The following is a 21,710-nucleotide window of genomic DNA, read 5'->3' on the forward strand; positions in this document are numbered from 1 at the left end:
AGGCACCGTAAGTGGACAAATGTCCACGCGCGGTGCCTGAAACCATTACTGATATGTTAGAAAATATGAATAATTTGGGCGAGAGATCATGTTCATCAGGTAGGCTGAGTGGTTGGGGCTGGGTTTTCGTTTTTTGTTTAGGAAGTCTATAATGACTTTGGCGTTTCGGATACCGATTCCGTGGCCATAGTATTGATCGCCGCCAAAATAGATGACATTTTCCGCTCTCCAATGAGGTTCCTTTGGACTGAAATCTGGATTGTTGAAATGAAGAGCATCTCCTGGTAAATAATCATCACCGAATTTTTGGTAGATTGGCAAATCCTCATCAAATTGCCAGTCCATTAAATATAGGCGTTCAAACAGCAAATCAAACCGCGTTCTGCCAATTGAATAAAGGGTAGCAATATATAAAACAATGGCTATAGCAGTGGAACACTCAAAAGCATACAGCTTTCCGTTTTTTAAGATGTCTAGAATAGCAGTCGAAGGACTTGCTCCTGGCTTCAGTAGGAACCCTCCGTTGCCGAGCCGGTCCCAATATTTTTTATTGCAGATTGCATAGGTAAAGGTTGTAAATATTGCGCCGCTCTTGTTCAGTTCACGGGCAGCTCTCATCGTATTGGACCGAAAAGTCAGTTCGAATTTAAGCTGCTCCACGGTTTGATACGAATAAACCTCTTCATAAGCAGTCATTTGTTTTATTATTTTACGCTGCTCTTGGTTGGTGATTTGTTTATAAAGCTCCTCTGCCTTAACAACCTGATTATTGATACGAATCATATTTTCCCCCCCGAAATCAGATATCAGCCTACCTTTACATTATGAATAATCCTTAGTTGTGACACTTAAAATAAATTCTTCACTGCCTAGTTTGAAAAACAAAAAGTTGGGATAAAAACCCCAACTTTTTAAGAGCAATTTCCATATTATGCGTCCGTCTCAGGGGGACATTGTCATCAAGAGGTGCCTGACACCTTCGTACGGATTAAAACCTTCATTGAGATACCTTCATTGACACTTTCAAGGATTTCATGTACATGAGCAGAAAGACGAGGGCGCTCATGAATCTAAATACGGTGCTGATGTTGAGGGCGGTGATGATTCCGCCGATTTCGAGCAGCCAGATGCCGATTTGCGGTGCGATGAAGGCGACGAAGGAGAGGAGAACGTTGTAGGTTGTAATGCAATAGGTTCTCTTTTCCTTCGGTGATTGCTCAAGCAATAGGTTAAACAACAGCAGCACGGTCCCTGATACAAAGAATCCCGAAGTCATGCTGACAAACGTTAAATAATAAAGGTTCGTAGATAGAGCATTTAAGAAAGGCGCAGTAGCCATTCCAGCTGCCACCCACACGAGCATTAATGTATTGGATTTTTGATCCGCCCATTTTTTCCAGAGCGGATAGGAAAATATTTGTACTAGCTGATTCGCAACAGAGAAAATACTAATCCACAGAATCGTGGCATGAGCATATTTTACGTTATAAATATTGAATAGACCCCAAGCCATTTGCCAAGTGAAATTAAAACAAAGGGCAGCGATCAGAAACCATTTATAGCCCCGGTCCTTAAAAATTGACCAATCCATCGAAGAATTCTTCGGTTCCTTCACCTGTTTTGACTTTATCGTTTCCTTATGCTTCATTAAGAAAACAACTTCCAGTACACCAAAGGTAACGGCCATAAAAAATAAGGTCTGGTATGCAGCCGCGTTATCTGTTTCTTTCTTCATGACAATCCCGATAATCAGTGTTGTTACCATTCCTACCAACGTTAAAAGCCGGTTACGGTCGCTGAAAAATGTACCTCTTCGTTCTTCGGAAATCATCCCGCTGATTAATGTCTGCCAGCCTACGTTTGAAATGGTACCGGGAACATTCATTAAGGCAATAATCAATAAAAATGTCCATGCCTGCATGGATGACTGCAAATAAACCACACCAATGAGCAATAAAAACAATACCCTTGCCCAGAGAACGGACAAGGCAACGGTTTTCTTTTGCTCTTCCAACCGATTTAAGATAACAGCAGCAGGAATGGTCATAATGAGGGCGACAAGCGGCGGCAGAGAACTGATTAATCCGACCTGATAATTGCTCGCCCCAAGGATGGAAATAGCAAAGATAGGAAAATAATTGCTTGCCAAGTTTGTTGCAACTGTCGACACCATTCCATGATATATGCTGATTTTTTCATTATAAGTACGCATCTGTCTCCACCGTTCATCTTTAAATATACAAAGCTATTATACATCCAAAAATCTTCGTTGCACTAAGTATTTTTCAAAAAATAAACCCATCATCACTGTAGCTGTTTTTAGGCCAGTCAAGAAGAACATGCTATAATAAAATACAAATTAATAATGGAAGGATGTGCAATATTTGGCAGCACAGCAGTCTCAATTGACGAAAAAGAAGTTAACCCAATACATACCGCCAATGGGAGAATATGAGAGCTTTCAAAGCGAAGAGGATTTTAAAGGGAAGTTGAAGGAATGGGGGTTGTCAGCAGCAAAAAAAGAATTTTGGTATAAGGACAGAGGATTTCAATGCCTGGTAAGCATAAAAGGCTATGAAATGTACGGAAATCAAAACTACACCCTTGTAATAGAATTTTCAGATGGAAACCTTAGCTGTATTCACCCGGCTTATTTAAAGGAAATGCAGCAGGCAAGTTTCGGGAAGGAAAGTATGCTTACGCTGGAGGATCGGGATGTGAAGGTAGAGGAAGTAGATACCGCAGTTAGTCAGGAGGAATCTGCAAAAATCGACCTGGAAAGTAAAGCAGAAAGAAAGGGAATCAACTCCCAAGCCGAGCCGGCCAAACCGGCAAAAGTGAAGGAGGCTAAACCTAAAAAGGAAAAGGCGCTTAAAATAGAGCTGCCTGCAGATAAAGTGCATTTTACAGCCACTGTGAAGCAATTCGCCCTGACCTACAACGCGTTTAACGAGGAAAACGATGAAGTCGTTGTCCTTGAAAATGTCCGAATCGTCCAGGAAAATCCTCTCGATCTAGGGCTTGCCTGGTGCAGCCACAGCAAAACATTGAAAAAGTTTGAGCTTGCCCCTGGAGATATGCTCGAATTCGATGGGAAGGTGGCCGCAAAAAAACTTGCAAAAGGGAAGGACGCGGCGGAGGAGTTCACTGTCGAAGTGCCCGTGTTATATAAAATTAATAATCCTTCAAAAATAACGAAACAATAAAAACAGGGACCTTTCTTGGTCCCCCAGGCTGTCAAGAAACTATCGACAGCCTTTTATTTTACTCATATTCTTTAATGATTAACCGCGTTAATTTGATATTATATTATTAATATCAGTCTTTTCAACAAGTCTGTTGATTGGCGCTCCCGGCACTTCGCTTTCCGCGGGCGTGCCGGGGAGCCTCCTCGTCGCTAAAGCTCCTGCGGGGTCTCCCCTGCCCCGTACTCCCGCAGGAGTCTTCGTGCCTTCCGCGCCAATCAACAGGTGTATTCAATAAAGTTCTACAACTCAATTAAAATAAGTGGTGAATTCAATGTTCAAGCCAAAAGAGTATTGCCATAGTGAACATGAATTTGTTTCTATCGATGGATTAGTCCAGACGACAACCTTTTTCGCTTGATTTACATATAGATTGGTTTCAATTTTCTTCTTAGTTACGGGCATTGAATAATGTAAGAGAACAGACTCACCTTATTACAGTCTGTCAAGATATGAAAAAGATTGCAACACACTTTGCAAGGACGGAAAAGGTGTGTTGCAAAACTTAGGTTGATTTGCCTCCCTGTTGATTGGAGCGGAGGGCACTCGACTCCTGCGGGATATAGAGGTCACTGGAGACCCCGCAGGCGCCAAAGCGCCGAGGAGGCTCCAGGAGCTCCCCGCGGAAAGCGAGTGCCCGGAGCGGAAATCAACAGGCCAGTTAGCAGGGATAAACAACTAAAGGTTGGTAATTTAGGTTTTTACAAAATAAAAAATTGCCGAAAAAAATACCCTTTCTCGACGGTTCAATTTGGAAAATACATTTCCATACGGTCACAGCCCTTGCGTAACATGAAGTAGTTTTGAAAATCAGTATTTAGTGATACGGTTTCATAATCCTTAATGGAAATGGAAAAGGTTTTTCCATCTTTTTTTGTAAATAAAAGCACTCCATTTAAAAATTGTATTTTATCAAAATGAAACCCATCTCTTTTCCATAAAAAATCTTCGTCCTCATAGTAGTTTAAAACGACCTGCCTATCATGGTAATTCTCAAAAATAGAAAAATTAGATATTCTTTTTTCCAATTTTATCACCTTCCCCTGTAGCTTTATTTTAGTAAAAATGGATGAGGGAACGGGGTGACGGGAATCACAAATAGCAATTATTTCGAGAACTGAAATTTTTTTATATGTAACCGCCTCCATCGGAAATTAGGGAATTCATCTAGGGAAATATGGAGTATAATAAGGGAAATAATCAATACAACAGGGGTATGAAACATTGGAAAAACGAAATAGCAAGTATAGATGGGTAGTTTTTACGGCAGTGTTGTTTACGTATTTTATCATTGTAAGTCAAAGAACAGCACCTGGATTAATTTCGGATCAATTAATGAAGGATTTCCATTTACCAGCAGCCACGATTGGTTTGTTGGCAAGTATACAGTTTTTGGCGTATGCCGGACTGCAAATTCCGATTGGGATTTTATCTGACCGTTTGGGTCCAAATTATTTTCTTATTGGCGGTACCCTCCTAACGGGGCTTGGGACAATTATTTATAGTACTGCCTCGAATGAAGCCATCCTTTTTGCGGCAAGATTGCTGGTAGGAATAGGGGATGCCGCCATTTGGGTCAATTTGGTGTTGATTTTAAGCAGGTGGTTTAGAGCCAATGAATTTGTAAAATTGCTTGGCTTAGCAGGAATGGCCGGAAGCTTAGGGTTTTTATTGGCGACAGTTCCCTTCTCTGCATTCATTGCCTCCTTTGGCTGGAGATCGCCTTTTTTGACAACGGGTATTATTCTCTGCCTTACTGGAATTCTTTTATATTACGTTTTGGTCATGAAGCCAAATCAAATGGGCCTGAACCAAACCAAGCCGCAAAAGTCTTATCTTAAAAAACAGCCGAGGCAGGAAAAAACCTTGGTGATGCTGCGCCGTATTTTTTCAAATCGTCAGGCATGGGCAGCTTTTTTCTGTCATTTTGGAGCGGTAGGGACGTATGTTGGATTTATTGGTTCATGGGCTGTACCATACGGAATGCACGTATATGACATGACAAGATCCGCTGCCAGCCAGCTGGTTATGATAGGCTTGATTGGCGCCATCATCGGTGCGCCTGTAACAAGCTGGTTTTCAGCACGGATTGATTCACTCAAAAGACCATATGTCCTGGTTCATGTTGTTATTTTTCTAAGCTGGACTATCATTCTGCTTTTCGGTGGAAATCCGCCTGTTTTCCTTCTATATATGCTTTTCTTTTTAATAGGTTACGGAAATGGCGGCAGTACATTAACCTTTGCGGTCGTCCGTCAGTCTTTCCCTATTAAGGAGGTTGGCGTAGTCACAGGATTTGCGAACACTGGGGGTTTTATCAGCGCGGTCCTTTTACCAAGCATTTTTGGTAAGGTATTAGACCATTTTCATTCATTCGGTGCAAGTGTGGGGTACCACTATGGGTTTATTATTCCTGCCGCATTCGCGCTGATTGGCTTACTCGGCGGAATGATGATCAAGGAAAATCAGCGCGAAGTGAACAGGCCAAGTGAAGAAGCAATTGTATAAGCTTGGAGTAATTGGGCAATAAGCCTATCCCTCATTCAATTTGGACACATATACTAATTTTGTAACCATTTTGAGGAGGAGATAAAGAATGGATAGACAAATAACAATTGGTTTACCAGGCGGAGGTTATGCACCACCTGGTCATCCGGGAATGGGATATCCGGGTGCGCACCCAGGCATGGGTTATCCTGGTTATCCGGGAATGGGCTATCATCACGGCCATGGCGGTTTTTATCCGGGACATGGGTATCATCACGGCCACGGTGGGTATTATCCAGGCCATGGGTATCACCACGGCCACGGCGGGTATTATCCAGGCCACGGGTATCACCACGGCCACGGCGGCTATTATCCAGGCCACGGATATCATCACGGCCACGGTACCTACCAGCCAGGCCAAGGCTGAAAAGGTTAATTAACAGAACAGGTTGTTCGTGAATTAAGCAGGGGCTATGGCTCCTGCTTTTAATTTTTGCGGGCTTATTGTTTAATTCCCAGCGGATATTGTGAACCACAGAAACGAAAATAATAGAGGAAATTGGAACAAATATTTAGTATAATTATTTTTTGAATGTATTTTTAAGGAGTTTACTACCATGAATCAGGCTATCACCTTGAAGGATAAAATAAAACAAATCTTCGTTCTGTTAGTTCCAATTTTAATCACCCAGCTTGGGATGTTTTCCATGGTGTTTTTCAATACGATCATGTCGGGAAAATATCATTCAACCGACCTGGCTGGTGTCGCGATTGGTTCTTCAGTTTGGAATCCGATTTTTACAGGCTTGAGCGGCATTCTCCTGGCAGTATCGCCAATTGCTGCACAATATTTGGGCGAAAAAAAGAGCCATGAAATTGCAGCCGTGGTTAAGCATGGTGTGTATCTTTCTATCATTTTAACATTGGTTATCATTGTTTTTGGTTTCTTTATATTGGCACCGCTTTTAGTAACGATGAATCTTCCAAGAGGTGTGCAGGATACAGCTTTTAACTATCTTGTCGGGCTTAGTTATGGGATTTTGCCGCTTTTCATTTTTAATGTATTGCGCTCGTTTATTTATGCTTTGGGAAAAACCCGTGTTGTTATGGTGATCATGATTTCGTCCCTGCCTGTAAATTTTCTGTTAAACTATGTGTTTATTTTTGGAAAATGGGGTTTTCCTGAGTTAGGTGGTGCAGGTGCCGGCTATGCTACATCGATTACCTATTGGGTGATTTTAGCTTTTACGGTTTTAATTGTGTTAAAACAAGAACCATTCTCTGCGTACCCCGTATTTGGTAATATGAAGCAATTTTCGTGGACGAAGTGCAGAGAGATTTTACAAATTGGAGTGCCGATGGGGTTGTCGACGTTTTTTGAAACAAGCATGTTTGCAGTCGTTACCATTTTAATCAGTAAGTTTAATGTAACAACTGTTGCTGCCTATCAATCGGCTTTGAACATCGTGTCGTTCCTGTACATGATACCTATCAGCATTTCAATGGCACAGACGGTCCTAGTCGGATATGAAGTGGGTGCCCGCCGCTATAAGGATGCCAAGGTCTATAGCTGGCTAGGAATTGTTTTGGCGGTGGTGACTGCGCTTGTGACAGGATTATTTGTGGTGGCTTTTCGCTACAAGGTCGCAGGGTTTTACTCGAATGAGGCGGCCGTTATTAGTTTGACGGCAAACTTCTTAATTTTCGCCTTGTTTTTTCAAATTTCCGATGCCATCCAGGCAACAGCCCAGGCAGCGTTAAGAGGATATAAAGATGTGAATTTGGCCTTTATTATGACATTAGTTGCCTACTGGCTCATCTGTTTGCCTGCTGGATACCTATTGGCACACTATACCGGATTAGGGGCAAGGGGCTACTGGATCGGCCTCACCATCGGTCTCCTTGCCGCAGGAATCGCTTTAGCCATCAGGCTCATCTACATCCAAAAACACAAATTTACTAACGTTGAAATGTTGGAAGTGGGGTAAATCTGCCTGAAACGCTATTTCACTAAATCAATCACTCTGAAATTCTGTTAATAAAATGAAAAGACGCCATTGCATCAGAATGGCGTCTTTTAGTTAAAAAAACTTTTTTATTCCAAATAATTTTAGTAATGGATTTTGGTTTTTATCTGTGATTTGCAGTTCATTCATAACTAATTTTTCTTGATTATCAGTAATCCACTTTTTCAATTCTTGCTTATCTCTGCATTGTGTATAATATGTTTCCCCACCCTTACCAAGAGCATTGACAACATATCTACAAGTGTTCCCCATAATGCCCACCTTTACGTGTGTAATATATTTATATATTGCATTATAGCAGGCTTTTAAAAATAGTCCATCGTTATTTTGTATCAAATTTATACAAATTTTTCATATTCTCCTAGAAGCATATTCATAGATTTGACTTTTCTCAATAGACAAATTAACATTTAAAAAAATACTTTCGGAGGAAAATTTATCTTACTATTTTATTTATGTGGAATATTTAGACAATCAGGACCTCAAACAAAAATTAAAAATTATTTTTAAATAGTTCTCTATGAAGGAGAGAGTAAATATATGGATATTCGAATGCTGGATTCTTTGGTGAAAAATTTGGGGCTGGAGCCTCATCCGGAAGGCGGTTATTATAAACGAACTTTTGAATCTTCCGAGCAAATATCTGACCAAGAGTTAACTGTGAATTATAATGGAAAACGAAAGCTGTATACAAGTATTTATTTTGTATTGACGTCTGATGACGTTTCCCATTTTCATCGGTTGAAGTCAGACGAATTATGGTATTTTCATGGTGGAAGCTCTTTGACTATTCATATCATTCATGAAAATGGAGAATATGAGGAAATTAGGCTTGGATTGAATTTTAACAATGGCGAAGTTCCGCAAGCGCTTGTCCCCAAAAACGCTATTTTCGGTTCATCAGTCATGGAGAAAGAAACATGCTCGCTAGTAGGCTGCATGGTTTCACCTGGCTTTGATTTTCAGGATTTTGAATTGTTTACACAGGACGAGCTATTGCAAAAATATCCACAGCATAGAGAAATCATTTTGAAACTGGCGTATAAAGAATTGCCAGAATAAATTATATGTAGAAAAATGATGAATTCATTGATAAGTTATGGTGATTAATACTATAATTAAAATAAACCGACTGGTCATAATATTTTTTCGTTCAGCAAAAGGGGGAACAGCCATGGCGCCAATTGTATCCGACTCCTATAAAGAAAAAAAGCGTAAAGAGATATTGGATAGCGCTTTTGTCTGCTTTGCTCAGAAAGGATTCCTGATTGCTACCGTTGACGACATTGTGCAGCATTCCGGAATTAGCAAAGGGGCTATCTATAATTATTTCAAAAGCAAAGATGAAATTTTTCTGGAATTGATGAAGGCGAGTACAGAGGCTACGTATGAAAAACTAACTGGCGAATTGGGGACATGCACCAATTCCATAGATAAAATAATACATCTATTTGATATGTATTTATCACCAAAGGATCGAGAAGATATCGGCAATATTGTTGTCCACGATGAATTTAAACTTCATGCATCTCGTCACCCAGAATTATTGGAAAAATTAAACCAGCGAAGACACGAATATTTTATCCAGCTTTTTTCACAGATCATTAAAGAGGGTCAGCATTCAGGAGAGATAAAGAAGGACCTGAAGCCAGAAATTTATGCCAATGTATTTTGGTCGATGATTGATGGGGCAATGATTCAAACGATCTATCCCGACTTTCCATGTAATGATGTGATTAACAAGATGAGGGAAATGTTTTTAAGAAAAATTAAGGCTTAGCCTGACTAGAACTGTATATGGAAAAAATTTGTTCTTCATGCGGTTTTTCAGAAATTTCAGCGCAAAATCATTGAATTCAGCATAAATATATAATAAAATCAAAATAGACTCAACAGTCTATTTGGAAGAGAATTTTTTTAGAGATTAAATAAACCGACTGGTCATTTTAAAAAGTGAAAGAAAGGTGGGCTAATTATGACTCTAAATATTTTGTTTTTAACCATCACCATCACAAAACGAACAAAAAGTTTAAAAGAGGCAGTACAGGATGATTATATAGAAAAACTACATGATGAGAATAAAAATCAACGTATTTCGATGAGGAATTTTAAATAATCATAGAGGTTAGGGCAGAGGCCCTAGCTTTTTTTTACTTAGTTGGACCGGATGAACGGAACCAAGAGGTTCGCTTAACGAAATTTTTGAGGCACGAGAACCGTCCCCACGCCTCATTTGTGAACAAAATGAACAAAATGATTAATAAGGTTTTAATGCTGTTTAAGTATATAAACTTTCAATATTCTAAATTTTTTGTAGAATTAGGTAAACGTTTACAAGGGGGAATTAAAAAGATGTTTAGTTTCAAAAAATTTTCAACAGTGGTGACTGCGGGAGCATTGGCGTTAAGCCTTGCTGCATGTAGCAGCGGTGCCAGCAAAGAAACTTCAAGTCCAGCAGCCAAAAAAGAAGAAGGGACAGGCTACCCAACTAAGGCCATTACCGTTGTGGCACCATCCGGGGCAGGCGGCGGCTGGGATTTAACAGCACGCTCCTTCACAAAAATCTTAAGCGAAACCAAAATGGTGGAGCAGCCGTTAACGGTTGAAAACAAACCGGGTGGTGGCGGTGCCGTGTTTATGGCGGAATACGCCACACAGCAAGCGGCAAACAATGACATGCTGTTTGTCAACTCACCGCCAATCATTATTAACAACCTGAAAAAAGAAGGTAACAGCCCATATGGTTATAAAAACACAACACCATTGGCACAGCTGACAAAGGATTATGGAGCAATCGTTGTAAAGGCCGATTCAAAATTCAAAGATTTAAAGTCTGTATTAGATGAAGTGAAGAAAGATCCTACTAAACTAACATTTGCCGGCGGTTCCGCACCTGGCTCAATGGACCACTTAATTTCTATCCTGCCAGCATTTAAATACGGCGTGGACCCAACTAAGATCAAGTACGTTTCCTATGATGGCGGCGGTGAGGCAATTACGGCATTGCTTGGCGGTAATGCAGACGTGATCGGCACAGATGCTTCAAGCGTAAAAGAATTCTTAAAAGCAGGCAAGGTTCGTGTGTTGGCAATTACTTCAACTGAACGTTTAGGCGGCGATTTCAAAGACGTTCCAACAGCTAAAGAACAAGGTGTAGATGCAGAGTTCACGATTTGGCGTGGTGTGTTTGGACCGGAAAAAATGTCTAAAGAAGCTAAAACTTATTGGGAAAAGACTATCGACAAGCTTGTCCAGTCACCTGAATGGAAAAAAGAAGTTGAAACACAAGGCTGGGAATTGGAATACAAAAACAGCGCTGACTTCCAAAAATTCTTAGGAGATCAGGATAAGCAAGTCAAAGAATTATTAACAGCATTAGGCATGCAGAAGTAATAAAGGCGGGAAGGAGTTGCTTTTCTCCTTCCCTTATTTTTTCAAAAAGGAGGACTTCGAATGGAAATGAAATTCGACCGTATTGCGTCAGTCCTGTTTCTTGCAGTAGGCGTATTGTTTATCATAGGCAGCCGGCATCTTGCCAGTTCATCTTACGGAAGTGTGGTCGGGCCGGATATTTTCCCGCTCGTCCTTGGAAACGCGCTAGTGTTGTTAAGTATTCGCTTGTTTTTTGAGACGTTTCAAAACAAAAACAAGCAGGAAAATAAAGAAAAATTAGAATACAAACCATTCATCATTATTTTTATTGCGACTTTGCTTTATATTTTAACGTTGGAATCCATTGGTTATGTAATCACCACATTCTTATTTTTATTTGTCTGCTTTCAAACGATGGAACGTTCAAAATGGATCAATTCACTTATTATTTCAGCAGCATTTTCAGGAATTGTTTACTTTTTATTCGTGGAGGTTTTAAAAGGGACCCTGCCAGGCTGGCCAGTTTGGTTCTCGTAGGTTTGAGGCAAAATACCTTCCGCATTTAAGGAAATCTCAGCTTTTTAGAAAGGAGTACGGACATGGGTATACTTGATTATTTATTACAAGGTTTTGGAACAGCACTTATCTGGTATAATATCATCTTTGCTTTTGTCGGGGTTTTAATCGGTACCGCGGTTGGGGTGCTTCCGGGAATTGGACCTATGAGCGGTGTCGCGCTCTTGATTCCGGTAACAGCATCGATAACCGGCGGACTTCCGCCGGAGCAGGCAGCGACCAGCGCCATCATTCTTCTTGCTGGTGTCTACTATGGGGCGATGTATGGGGGGTCGACAACTTCAATCCTATTAAATACACCGGGAGAATCGTCCTCCGTTGTGACGACCCTGGACGGTTATCAAATGGCGAAAAAAGGGAGAGCGGGGAGCGCCCTTTCGATTGCGGCAATCGGCTCGTTCTTTGCTGGGATCGTTACGATTATCGCACTTATTTTATTAGCAAAGCCATTATCAAACGTCGCTCTTAAATTTGGTCCAGCAGAATATTTTTCACTTATGCTTCTTGGGCTCGGGGCGGTCAGCGGATTGGCCGGAAAATCGGTAACGAAAGCGTTGATTATGACGGTTTGCGGCCTTTTGCTAGGAACGATTGGAATTGACAATGTTTCGGGGATTGCCCGGTTTACCTTCGAGATCCCATGGTTATACCAGGGAATTGAGTTTTTGACACTCGCGGTTGGTTTATTTGCCCTTGGTGAGGTGTTCAAAACCATCCTTGAAAAAGAAGAGGAAGAAGGAGAAATTGCCAAAATCAACAATATGCTGCCGTCCAAGGAAGAATTCAAGGAGTCTGCAGCTCCAATTGTCCGCGGATCATTACTCGGCTTTTTCGTTGGTATTCTACCGGGGGCAGGAGCAACACTCGCATCATTCTTCTCTTATCTGCTAGAAAAAAAGATTTCAAAGAAACCTGAAAAATTTGGAACAGGTACGATTGCTGGAGTTGCTGCTCCTGAATCCGCTAATAACGCTGCATCAGGCGGAGCGATGATCCCATTATTAACACTAGGTATTCCGGGTTCTGGGACTACTGCTATCTTGATGGGGGCCCTGATGATGTACAATGTCCAGCCGGGTCCGTTATTATTTGAAGACCATCCACAAGTGGCGTGGGGCTTGATTGCCAGTATGTTTATCGGAAATTTTATGCTATTAATCTTAAATCTGCCTCTAGTAAAAGTTTTTGCAAAAATTATCGAGACACCAAAGAAGTACTTGATTCCAATGATTATTGCCATTTCGATTTTCGGTGTTTATGCGGTCCAAGTATCGACTTACGATTTACTTTTATTATTAGCCTGCGGTGTTCTTGGTTACTTTTTAAGCAAAAATGATTATCCGATTGCTCCACTTGTTCTTGGACTTGTTTTAGGCCCAATGCTTGAGAATAACCTTAGAAGAGCATTGACCATTTCGAACGGTGATTATACGGTATTTCTTTCCCGCCCAATTTCATTAATTTTTCTATTAATCACCCTATTATGGCTCGTCGTGCCATTCATGATGAAGCGCAGGGGCAAAGAGGTTATCATTAATGTTGAGGGATAAATCTGAAGATTACAAAAAACTCCTTTTTAAAGGAGTTTTTTTAATATATTATTAAGATAGAGGTGTTTGCATGCGTTTACATACAAAACTGATGCTGGGAATCTCTATAGTTATTATTATAATGGGGACCATCATAGAATTTACGTTTAAAAATATCATGGAAACGAATTTGAAGCATGAGATTGGAACGAAGGCGTTATCCGTTGCTCAATCGATTGCAAACATGCCGGAAATACAAAAGGCGTTTAGTGCGGAGGACCCCGCTTTAATTATTCAGCCTATTGCGGAAAAAATACGCAAACAGGTGGGTGCGGAATTTATTGTTATCGGAAATCGAGACGAGGTCCGTTATTCACACCCTAACTCTAATCGTTTAGGCAAAAAAATGGTCGGTGGAGATAATGACCGTGTTTTTAAAGGAGAATCAATTATATCGGAATCAGTTGGGACACTTGGACCTTCTTTACGAGGAAAAGCTCCAATTTTTATTGGTGGACAGGTTGCCGGCGTCGTTTCAGTAGGGTACCTGCAGACAGATATTAAAAAAGAAGTGGCGCGAATTCAGAAGAAGGTCTTTTGGGCCATCATGATTATTTTATTAGGCGGTCTTCTGGCTGCTATATTAATCTCGTTTAATATTAAAAAGGCACTTTTGGGGCTTGAGCCAGAGGAGATTGCCTGGATGTATCAGGAAAAGCATGCGATCCTTGAATCCATTCATGAAGGAATAATTGCCATTGATACGAATGGAAGAATCACGGTTGTCAACGAAACAGCCCATAAAATTTTACAAGTCCCTTGCGATACCGTTCTTCGTGGGACAAGGATTGAAGAAGTGCTGGAAAATACGCATTTGCTCGATGTAGTCAGGACCGGTCAGGCCGAATATGACAGGGAATTCATGATTTTTGGGGAAATCTTTTTAGCAAACCGAGTGCCAATTTTTAACAACAAAGGTGCCGTTATCGGGGCTGTAGCGAGCTTGCGGAATAAATCTGAATTGGCGCACCTGCTTCAGGAATTATCTCATGTCAAGGCTTATGCAGAAGGGCTGCGAGCTCAGACACATGAGTATTCCAATCGTCTCTATACATTGCTGGGGTTGATTCAGTTAGGTTCCTATAAAGAGGCAATCGATTTCATATCGAGAGAAGTGGATGTTACCCAAGCGTTCATTCGATTTTTAATGAAGGAAATACCTGATCCGATTATTGCTGGGTTTATTCTAGGGAAAGTCAGCCTGGCTAGCGAGCTGAAAATTCAGTTTACGATTGATAGTGAAAGCAGTTTTAGGGATCTTCCTGGTGACATCAGCCGGGATTCACTAGTCACGATTATTGGCAATCTCGTCAACAATGCTTTTGAAGCTGTGAGGGCAAATGACAAGGTGGAAAAAATCGTTTCCTTGTTTTTAACCGACCTTGGCAGGGAATTGATTATCGAAGTAGAAGATAACGGCGCAGGGATTGACGCCGAGTTGACTGATCAGATTTTTAAAGAAGGCTTTTCAACAAAGAATTCAGGAACCAATTCCGGAATCGGTCTTAGTCTCGTTCAAAAGGAAATTCACGAATTAGGGGGATACGTGACGTTTTCATCGGCCAAGGGAGAAGGAACGATTTTTACAGTGGCGATTCCAAAACGCAGGGGGAGTTTGCATGAAGGTGAACCGAGATATTGAAGTGTTAATTGTTGAGGATGATTTACGTGTGGCGGAAATCCAAAAGAGGTTTTTGGAACAACTCGAAGGCTTTCAAACGGTGGGAATTGCGGCTAGTTATCTGGAAGCAAAAACGTTAATCGAGATTTTGCAGCCGGATCTGCTTCTGTTGGATGTTTATTTTCCGGATATGAACGGACTAGATTTGCTGAAGGAAACAAAACAGCAGGCAAAGCAAATGGACGTCATTATGATTACGGCCACGAAAGAGATTGATAAAGTTCAAGAGGCAATTAGTATAGGTGTCTTTGATTACATCATTAAACCAGTTGTCTTTGAGCGTTTCAAGCAATCATTGCTGCGGTATCAAGAGTTTCATAGAAAGCTTGTTCAATTGGGACAAGATAATCCGCACGTCACCCAGCAACAGGTCGACCAGCTGTTGCGCAAGGATGTTGAGGGGGCCGCAGGAGCGGGGGACAAGCCTTACCTTCCAAAGGGCATCGACCCGCTTACCTTAGATAAGGTAATGGAAGTACTCGGACGAGCAGAGGGCGGTCTCACCGCTGAACGCGTTGCCAAAGAAATCGGCGTCAGCCGCACCACCGCCCGCCGCTACCTCGAACACCTTGTCGCGGAGGACAAAATCGAAGCCGATTTAGCCTACGGCACAGTTGGCCGCCCTGAACGCGTCTATTTGGTATCAGACGCCACCAAAAGACAAATGTCCACCTGAGGCGGACACTTATAAAAATAAAAAAGTGTAAGACCTCTTCAGGTTTTACACTTTTTGTTATGTTGGTAAGTCTAAGTGGATTTTGCGGTTTTTCTGATTTTGAATATCCATCTTAGGATTGGCGGGACGGCAAAGTATATGAAAAACAGCCGGAATAGCTGAAAGCCACTCACCATTGATAAGTCCGCTCCTATTGCATGAGCGAGGATGCCCATTTGATCCATTCCTCCTGGGGCGACACTCAAGAAGCTGGTGGATGGAGTGAAATACCGAAAGTATACCAAAAGCAAACTTAAACCTAATGAGCAGAGAATCATCAGTCCCCCGCTGATAATGGAAAGGGTAATAACTTTTGCTTTATTTGTCAGTTTTTCAGGTTTCAACAACAGTCCTATATAGCCGCCAATCATAAATTGTGAGAGGTCCAAAATAGAAGGGATGAGTGCAGGACCTTGCAGCCCGCCAATAGTAAAAATAGCGGTTCCCAAAATCGGCCCCAGCAGAAATGGAGTAGGTGCCTTTATTTTTTTCGCTAGTATGGCACTTAAAACGCAAATAACCGCGAATAAAATCAGCATCGGAGAAAGGATTCCTCCAGAAGTTTGATCTGCGTTTTGCAAAAACGAGGAACCTGAATCTACTTTCCCTGAATTATGAAAAAGCGGTCCGAACACTAGAAACGGAACAAAAAAGATAATCATCATTAATCTGGCAACCTGAAGAAACGTCACCGTTGTAATATCAATTCCCTTCATCTCTTCGGCAAAGGTAATCATTTGCGAAAGACCCCCGGGGATACTTCCGGTTAGAACAGTGGGATAATCAACGTCAGTCAGCTTTGCTACAACAAAGGCAATGCCGGCACAAAAACAAATTAGTAAAGTGGTCATTAACAACATGGAAGGCAAATTCGCCATGATTTGATAAAGAGCCGTTTTGGTAAACGACAGCCCAATCGAATAGCCCACAATGATTAATCCAATTTCTCGAATCGATCTCGGCCAGTACAGTTCAAATCGATTAAACCTAGAGCCAATGAATACGGCAGTCATTGGTCCTAAAAGCCAAGGAATGGGGGTATGAAGGAATTGGAATATCAGCGCGCCGATAAGAGCAATGAAGAGTGTTATAAAAAAGCGATTTGATTTATTGGTATTAATATTCGAAAACTTTGTCAACGACAACCCTTCATTCTGTAAAAATAATATTACGTTATGTTTGAATACTCCATATTATCATCATTTTACCATGATTTATTGATCCTTAATATTTTGAAGCATTCTTTTTAGAATAAGGGCTTTATGTAGGAGTAAACCTAAATAATGAATTTGAATATTAAAGCCAGTTGAAATATGAAATAAAGGAGGGGTTAACGATGCCTGTTATGAAAAAGGAAAGAATCAGCCTGTATTACACCGTGAAAGGGGAAGGAGTTCCCATCGTTTTTATCCATCCTCCCTTGCTCACAAGCGCTAATTTCAAATACCAGATGGATGATTTATCGAAAAATTACAAAGTCATTTGTTTTGATATTCGCGGCCATGGCCAGAGCTCTTATTCGGAACAACCTCTTACCTATCGGTTAATTGCGGATGACATACGGTATCTCTTGGACTATCTAAGAATCTCAAAAGCATATCTTTGCGGATATTCCACCGGAGGTTCCATTGCCTTGGAATTTTTATTGACAAACCCGGACAGGGCATTGGGAGCCATTATTATCAGCGGAATGTCTGAGGTTTATGATTGGTATAATGAAAAAAGAATTATTCTGGCACGGCTGCTTGCCAAAGCAGGAGCCAAACGTTTGTTGGCTTTAGGGATTTCCTGGGGCAATTCCGATGATAAAAAAATATTCAAAGCTATGTATCAAGAAGCCCTGAATGGTGATACAAGAAACATCGCACAATATTACAATTATAGCTTGCAATACAATTGTACCAATCAATTACATACCATTAATCATCCGGTTTTATTGATTTATGGAAAAAAAGATAAATCGTTTCATAAATATGCCAAAATTTTAAATGAAAAGCTTCCTAATAATGAATTAAAATTTATATATGAAAAGCACCAGATACCAACGAAGTCAGCTCCTAACTTAAACCAACTAATCAGCAGGTTTATTCAAAAACATAATTAAACAAATATGAAAAAGAGGGAGGAATCCTAAAGGCTGCTCCCGCTAACATTATTTTAATTGGAATTTTAAAAAGGAGCAAAAACGATTATATGAATAAATAAATCGGGATAAGATTGGATCCCACAGCTTTTTCGTAAGGTGAACCATGAAACTAGCTATACTTCCGAGTGCAGCACTTCTAACAATTTCATAAGGGTAATGGTGCCCCATCCAAATCCGTGAGATTCCGATAAATATACCCAAATACCACATTATTTTTCCAAATATTCGTTGATATAAAAGCACTGAAACAGCTGCCGCAAAAGCCAATGCTGTATGTTTACTTAGAAAGGAAGAATCCTTTTTTGCTGGCACAGGAGGTAATAAATGCACCTCATGGTTCACAAATGGCCTTGGTTGATAATTGAAAAATTTTATTATGAAAGTAATAATATAGGTTACTCCAACCGATACCCCCGTTAATAGCGAGTGTTTTTTATAGTTCTTATTGCGAAACCACAAGATAATTAATAATAATACATATACATAACGAGCTTTTTTCGAAATGGTTATCATGATCATATCCAATAAACGAGAACGGCCGGCCATTTTATTTATTATTCTAAAAATATTAAGATCCATTAAGATGCCCCCTTAACTTTAACTAAATGCTATTATTTCCAGCAAACCAGCAGTCCATGTATAGAAAGGAATCCAAAAAAATTACTCTAACTGTAAAAGGAATCTAGGATTTTTATGCCGAAGTAAAGATAAGTTTAGAATGGATGAATTTATTTCAACGAAAGGGATTGCTGAAAAAAATGAACAAACATTATGTCTTCGTTTATGGAACATTGAGAAAGAATGAAAAATATCATCATTTGCTGCAGGGGGCAGAGCTTGTAGCTGAGCAGGCTTGGGCAAACGGAAGCCTTTTCGACACTGGACTAGGTTATCCGGCGGTGAAAGAATCAGAATCGGATCCGGTATATGGGGAATTATACCTGGTTTCAGATAAACATCTATGCAGCCTGGACGAATTGGAAGAATATGAGGAACATAGTCACGACAATTTATACGACCGTAAAAAACAAATCATTTTTCATGACAATGGGAAGACGGAAGCCTATATCTACACGGTTGCCAAACACAACGAAAGCATGTTAATTACGCCAATCCTACTAGGTGACTGGAAGGTGTATCAGTTTGAAAAACAAAGCAGGAACGTACTGTATTTTGCATATGGCAGCTGTTTGGACCATGCCAGGTTTAAGCTCGGTGGTGTTGACCATTTTTTTCAAAAATTTGCCGGGGTTGCAGAGCTTAAGGGTTACACCCTTCGGTTTACAAAAAAGCTGCCTGACGGCGGACGGGCAGACATTGTGGAAGAGGGAGGTGTTGTGGAAGGGAAGGTTTACGAGATTCCATATGAATGTCTCGAATATTTATACCGGCGAGAAGGCGTTCATACTCGCCTCTACCGGCCTGCATTAATTGATGTCAAGATGCATGGCCAGACAATCCAAGATGTACTAACATTCATAGTCGTTTCGAAAGACCCTGAAACAGCACCGCCTGACCATTATCTCGAGGAAATTATCCGTGGCGGGAGCGGTTTTTTAAGTGAAACTTATCTTTCGAGGTTGCAGGAACACGTTAAGATGCTTTACTCGCGAATCTGAAATTGGTTTTTGATTAAAAATAGCGCCATTCTTGCATATCATCATTTATATCCGCGAATTTTCTAAGGATATCTGCGAATTTTTAATTATATCTACGAATTTCCAAATATATCTGCGAACTTCCAAATATATCTGCGATTTTCTAAATATATCTGGAGAATCATAATTTTTACTTCTAAACTCCAAAAATTGCCAGGCGCTCGGTAGAAGGTGCCTGGCAATTTTTTACACATTCATATCTCAATAATAATCGGCAATATCATCGGTTTTCTTTTCGTTTCTTTAAAGAGATACTGTCCTACAGCCTTCTTGATATTTTGTTTGATGACGTTCCATTGCCGAATGTTTTCTTCTTGTAAGTCATTGACCGTCTTTTTGACAAGGCTGTTAATTTCCCTCATCAAATTCTCAGATTCCTTCACATACACAAATCCGCGCGTAATCGTGTCGGGTCCTTGGATAATCCTTTGGTCCCGTTTGCTTAACGTTAAAACGATTACTAGCATGCCATCTTCTGACAGTTGCCTCCGATCACGAAGCACAATTTCTCCCACATCACCTACACTCACGCCGTCGACATATGTATCACCAGCAGGGACAGATCTTGTCTGCCTCGCAACCCTGTCTTGAATATCCACAACATCCCCATTCCGGATAATAAAGGTATTTCCTTTTTCCACTCCAACCGATTCCGCAAGCATCCGGTGATGGTGAAGCATCCGGTATTCGCCGTGAATCGGAATAAAGTAAGTGGGCTTCATCAACGTAAGCATCAGTTTTAGATCTTCCTGGTAACCGTGGCCCGATACATGCATACCGGTTGAGCTTCCGGAACCGTAAATAACATGCGCTCCCCGCTGGAACAAGTTATCGATAATCCGGGAAACATCCTTTTCGTTCCCAGGAATAGGGGATGCCGCTAGAATAACAGTATCATCGGGATAAATCGAAGCATCCCGATAGCTTCCGCTTGCGAGCCGCCCGAGAGCGGCATTTGGCTCGCCCTGACTTCCAGTACATAGGATGGCGACTCGTTCGGGGGCAAATTTTTCGATTTCGCCTGCTGCTATCAGCATTCCTTCCGGTACATGCAAATAGCCACGTTCAATGGCAACATCAACGACATTCACCATACTTCGGCCCAGCAAGGCCAGCTTTCGATTTGTCTCAAGACAGGCTTCCACGACTTGCTGCACACGATTAACATTGGAAGCAAAAGTCGAAACGAAAATTTTCCCCGTAGCCCGAAGAAAAGCTTCCAACATATGACTGCCCACCATTTGCTCAGAAGGAGTGATCCCTTTTCTTTCTGCGTTCGTACTTTCCGAAATTAACGCCAAAACGCCTTTCTGGCCAATCTCTGCCATTTTATGTATATCGGAATATTGGTTATTGGCCGGAGTTAGATCAAATTTAAAGTCCCCCGTATGAACGACATTTCCTTCTGGTGTATGGAAAACAATCCCAAGACAATCCGGAATGCTATGGCTGACTTTGAAAAAGGAAACTTTAATCTCGCCAAATTCTAACTCTGAATCAGCATCAATCGGTATAAGCTTAGTATCCCGTTTTAGTCTGTGCTCTTCCAATTTTAATTCAATCAAACCGAGCGTAAAACGTGTTGCATAAATAGGTACATTTAATTTTTTTAAAAAATAAGGGACACCTCCAATATGGTCTTCATGCCCATGAGTCACAACCAAAGCACGGATTTTCTCACGGTTTTCTTCCAAATAGGTCACATCTGGGATGATCAAATCAATTCCAAGCAAGCTTTCATCAGGAAACATTCCGCCGGCATCAATCACCACGATATCGTCATTATATTGAATCACATACATGTTTTTGCCAATTTCATTAATGCCGCCTAAAGCAAAAAAGGATAGGGTATTGTTACTCACTTTTTCTACCTCCCGAATACATTCTGATATTTATAATATACCCGGAGAATCCTTCATTAATTTAACTGTGAACACCATTTTTCCGTAAGATTCACCGCCCCAAAATCATGAGGTAACGTGTAAATATAATATAGGGGCCCGTATAAACAACGGCCTTTTTTATTAAGAAAAAAGTGGATGGTCTAATTTTAGATGAATTGGATGGTCAATAATCAATATGTTTTCGATATTATATAGGTAGCAAAAGCTTTTTAATTAGAGGTGCAGTATGAATATAATGATCGGTTTAGTAATTTTAATCCTTATTTTTTCTGTAGTTTCAACGCTATTAATTACCAGGAAACCTGATGAA

At 40.8% G+C, this 21,710-nt stretch carries 21 protein-coding genes; 14 read left to right on the plus strand and 7 right to left on the minus strand.

Features of this window, described 5'->3' with window-relative positions; genetic code table 11:
• Nucleotides 1–45: 45 nt before the first annotated feature.
• The gene (locus ACFPA1_RS05040; protein WP_213140251.1) at nt 46–783 is read right to left on the minus strand and encodes a protein-glutamine gamma-glutamyltransferase; all 738 of its coding nucleotides are present in this window, start codon (nt 781–783) and stop codon (nt 46–48) included.
• Between the two features lie 214 nt (nt 784–997).
• The gene (locus ACFPA1_RS05045) at nt 998–2,212 is read right to left on the minus strand and encodes an MFS transporter (protein WP_378581613.1); all 1,215 of its coding nucleotides are present in this window, start codon (nt 2,210–2,212) and stop codon (nt 998–1,000) included.
• Between the two features lie 163 nt (nt 2,213–2,375).
• On the opposite strand from ACFPA1_RS05045, the gene ACFPA1_RS05050 reads away from it, so the two are divergent.
• On the plus strand, nt 2,376–3,206 hold the full coding sequence (locus tag ACFPA1_RS05050; RefSeq protein ID WP_378581614.1) for a hypothetical protein: 831 nt from the start codon (nt 2,376–2,378) through the stop codon (nt 3,204–3,206).
• Between the two features lie 785 nt (nt 3,207–3,991).
• On the opposite strand, the gene ACFPA1_RS05055 is transcribed toward ACFPA1_RS05050, so the two are convergent.
• Nucleotides 3,992–4,273, minus strand: a complete 282-nt coding sequence (locus tag ACFPA1_RS05055; RefSeq protein ID WP_378581615.1) for a hypothetical protein — start codon at nt 4,271–4,273, stop codon at nt 3,992–3,994.
• Nucleotides 4,274–4,469: 196 nt separating this feature from the next.
• On the opposite strand from ACFPA1_RS05055, the gene ACFPA1_RS05060 reads away from it, so the two are divergent.
• The 3 genes from ACFPA1_RS05060 (at nt 4,470) to ACFPA1_RS05070 (ending at nt 7,720) form a co-directional block, all read left to right on the plus strand.
• On the plus strand, nt 4,470–5,753 hold the full coding sequence (locus ACFPA1_RS05060) for an MFS transporter (protein WP_378581616.1): 1,284 nt from the start codon (nt 4,470–4,472) through the stop codon (nt 5,751–5,753).
• 88 nt (nt 5,754–5,841) lie between these two features.
• The gene (locus ACFPA1_RS05065) at nt 5,842–6,159 is read left to right on the plus strand and encodes a hypothetical protein (RefSeq protein ID WP_241113886.1); all 318 of its coding nucleotides are present in this window, start codon (nt 5,842–5,844) and stop codon (nt 6,157–6,159) included.
• 190 nt (nt 6,160–6,349) lie between these two features.
• Nucleotides 6,350–7,720: an MATE family efflux transporter gene (locus tag ACFPA1_RS05070; protein WP_378581617.1), complete on the plus strand. Its 1,371-nt coding sequence runs from the start codon at nt 6,350–6,352 to the stop codon at nt 7,718–7,720.
• 93 nt (nt 7,721–7,813) lie between these two features.
• On the opposite strand, the gene ACFPA1_RS05075 is transcribed toward ACFPA1_RS05070, so the two are convergent.
• Nucleotides 7,814–8,011 carry a hypothetical protein gene (locus tag ACFPA1_RS05075; protein WP_213115843.1) on the minus strand — a complete coding sequence of 66 codons (198 nt, stop codon included), beginning with the start codon at nt 8,009–8,011 and terminating at the stop codon, nt 7,814–7,816.
• Nucleotides 8,012–8,299: 288 nt separating this feature from the next.
• On the opposite strand from ACFPA1_RS05075, the gene ACFPA1_RS05080 reads away from it, so the two are divergent.
• The 8 genes from ACFPA1_RS05080 to ACFPA1_RS05115 all read left to right on the plus strand — a co-directional run bounded on the left by ACFPA1_RS05080 (nt 8,300) and on the right by ACFPA1_RS05115 (nt 15,653).
• Nucleotides 8,300–8,821 carry a cupin domain-containing protein gene (locus tag ACFPA1_RS05080; protein WP_378581618.1) on the plus strand — a complete coding sequence of 174 codons (522 nt, stop codon included), beginning with the start codon at nt 8,300–8,302 and terminating at the stop codon, nt 8,819–8,821.
• Nucleotides 8,822–8,933: 112 nt separating this feature from the next.
• On the plus strand, nt 8,934–9,539 hold the full coding sequence (locus ACFPA1_RS05085) for a TetR/AcrR family transcriptional regulator (protein ID WP_378581619.1): 606 nt from the start codon (nt 8,934–8,936) through the stop codon (nt 9,537–9,539).
• A 195-nt stretch (nt 9,540–9,734) separates the two neighbouring features.
• Nucleotides 9,735–9,875 (plus strand): YrzI family small protein, encoded by a 141-nt coding sequence (locus tag ACFPA1_RS05090; RefSeq protein ID WP_213140242.1) that lies wholly within the window; start codon nt 9,735–9,737, stop codon nt 9,873–9,875.
• Between the two features lie 236 nt (nt 9,876–10,111).
• Nucleotides 10,112–11,152 carry a tripartite tricarboxylate transporter substrate binding protein gene (locus ACFPA1_RS05095; RefSeq protein WP_378581620.1) on the plus strand — a complete coding sequence of 347 codons (1,041 nt, stop codon included), beginning with the start codon at nt 10,112–10,114 and terminating at the stop codon, nt 11,150–11,152.
• A 60-nt stretch (nt 11,153–11,212) separates the two neighbouring features.
• Nucleotides 11,213–11,668 (plus strand): tripartite tricarboxylate transporter TctB family protein, encoded by a 456-nt coding sequence (locus tag ACFPA1_RS05100; protein WP_378581621.1) that lies wholly within the window; start codon nt 11,213–11,215, stop codon nt 11,666–11,668.
• 62 nt (nt 11,669–11,730) lie between these two features.
• Nucleotides 11,731–13,257, plus strand: coding sequence for a tripartite tricarboxylate transporter permease (locus tag ACFPA1_RS05105; protein WP_378581622.1), 1,527 nt, complete (start codon nt 11,731–11,733; stop codon nt 13,255–13,257).
• 70 nt (nt 13,258–13,327) lie between these two features.
• Complete coding sequence (locus tag ACFPA1_RS05110; RefSeq protein WP_378581625.1) at nt 13,328–14,938, plus strand: ATP-binding protein; 1,611 nt, start codon at nt 13,328–13,330, stop codon at nt 14,936–14,938.
• The gene (locus tag ACFPA1_RS05115) at nt 14,916–15,653 is read left to right on the plus strand and encodes a response regulator (protein ID WP_213140238.1); all 738 of its coding nucleotides are present in this window, start codon (nt 14,916–14,918) and stop codon (nt 15,651–15,653) included. Before ACFPA1_RS05110 ends, ACFPA1_RS05115 begins: the two co-directional genes overlap by 23 nt.
• 71 nt (nt 15,654–15,724) lie before the next feature.
• Here ACFPA1_RS05115 and ACFPA1_RS05120 read toward each other — a convergent pair whose 3' ends face one another.
• The gene (locus tag ACFPA1_RS05120; RefSeq protein ID WP_378581628.1) at nt 15,725–16,831 is read right to left on the minus strand and encodes an AbrB family transcriptional regulator; all 1,107 of its coding nucleotides are present in this window, start codon (nt 16,829–16,831) and stop codon (nt 15,725–15,727) included.
• Nucleotides 16,832–17,028: 197 nt separating this feature from the next.
• On the opposite strand from ACFPA1_RS05120, the gene ACFPA1_RS05125 reads away from it, so the two are divergent.
• A complete protein-coding gene (locus tag ACFPA1_RS05125) occupies nt 17,029–17,796 on the plus strand; it encodes an alpha/beta fold hydrolase (RefSeq protein ID WP_378581630.1) in 768 nt (255 codons plus the stop codon).
• 48 nt (nt 17,797–17,844) lie between these two features.
• Here ACFPA1_RS05125 and ACFPA1_RS05130 read toward each other — a convergent pair whose 3' ends face one another.
• Entirely contained in the window at nt 17,845–18,417 is a 573-nt protein-coding gene (locus tag ACFPA1_RS05130; RefSeq protein ID WP_213140236.1) for a phosphatase PAP2 family protein, read from the minus strand.
• A gap of 179 nt (nt 18,418–18,596) precedes the next feature.
• Here ACFPA1_RS05130 and ACFPA1_RS05135 point away from each other — a divergent pair, with 179 nt between their 5' ends.
• Entirely contained in the window at nt 18,597–19,457 is an 861-nt protein-coding gene (locus ACFPA1_RS05135) for a gamma-glutamylcyclotransferase (RefSeq protein ID WP_378581632.1), read from the plus strand.
• Between the two features lie 233 nt (nt 19,458–19,690).
• Here the strand turns inward: ACFPA1_RS05135 and ACFPA1_RS05140 are convergent, their stop codons facing one another.
• The gene (locus ACFPA1_RS05140; protein ID WP_378581634.1) at nt 19,691–21,358 is read right to left on the minus strand and encodes a ribonuclease J; all 1,668 of its coding nucleotides are present in this window, start codon (nt 21,356–21,358) and stop codon (nt 19,691–19,693) included.
• Nucleotides 21,359–21,710: the final 352 nt, after the last annotated feature.

It is taken from the genome of Neobacillus sp. GCM10023253 (assembly GCF_042653105.1).
In the GTDB taxonomy this organism is placed as follows: Bacteria; Bacillota; Bacilli; order Bacillales; family Cytobacillaceae; genus Neobacillus; species Neobacillus citreus.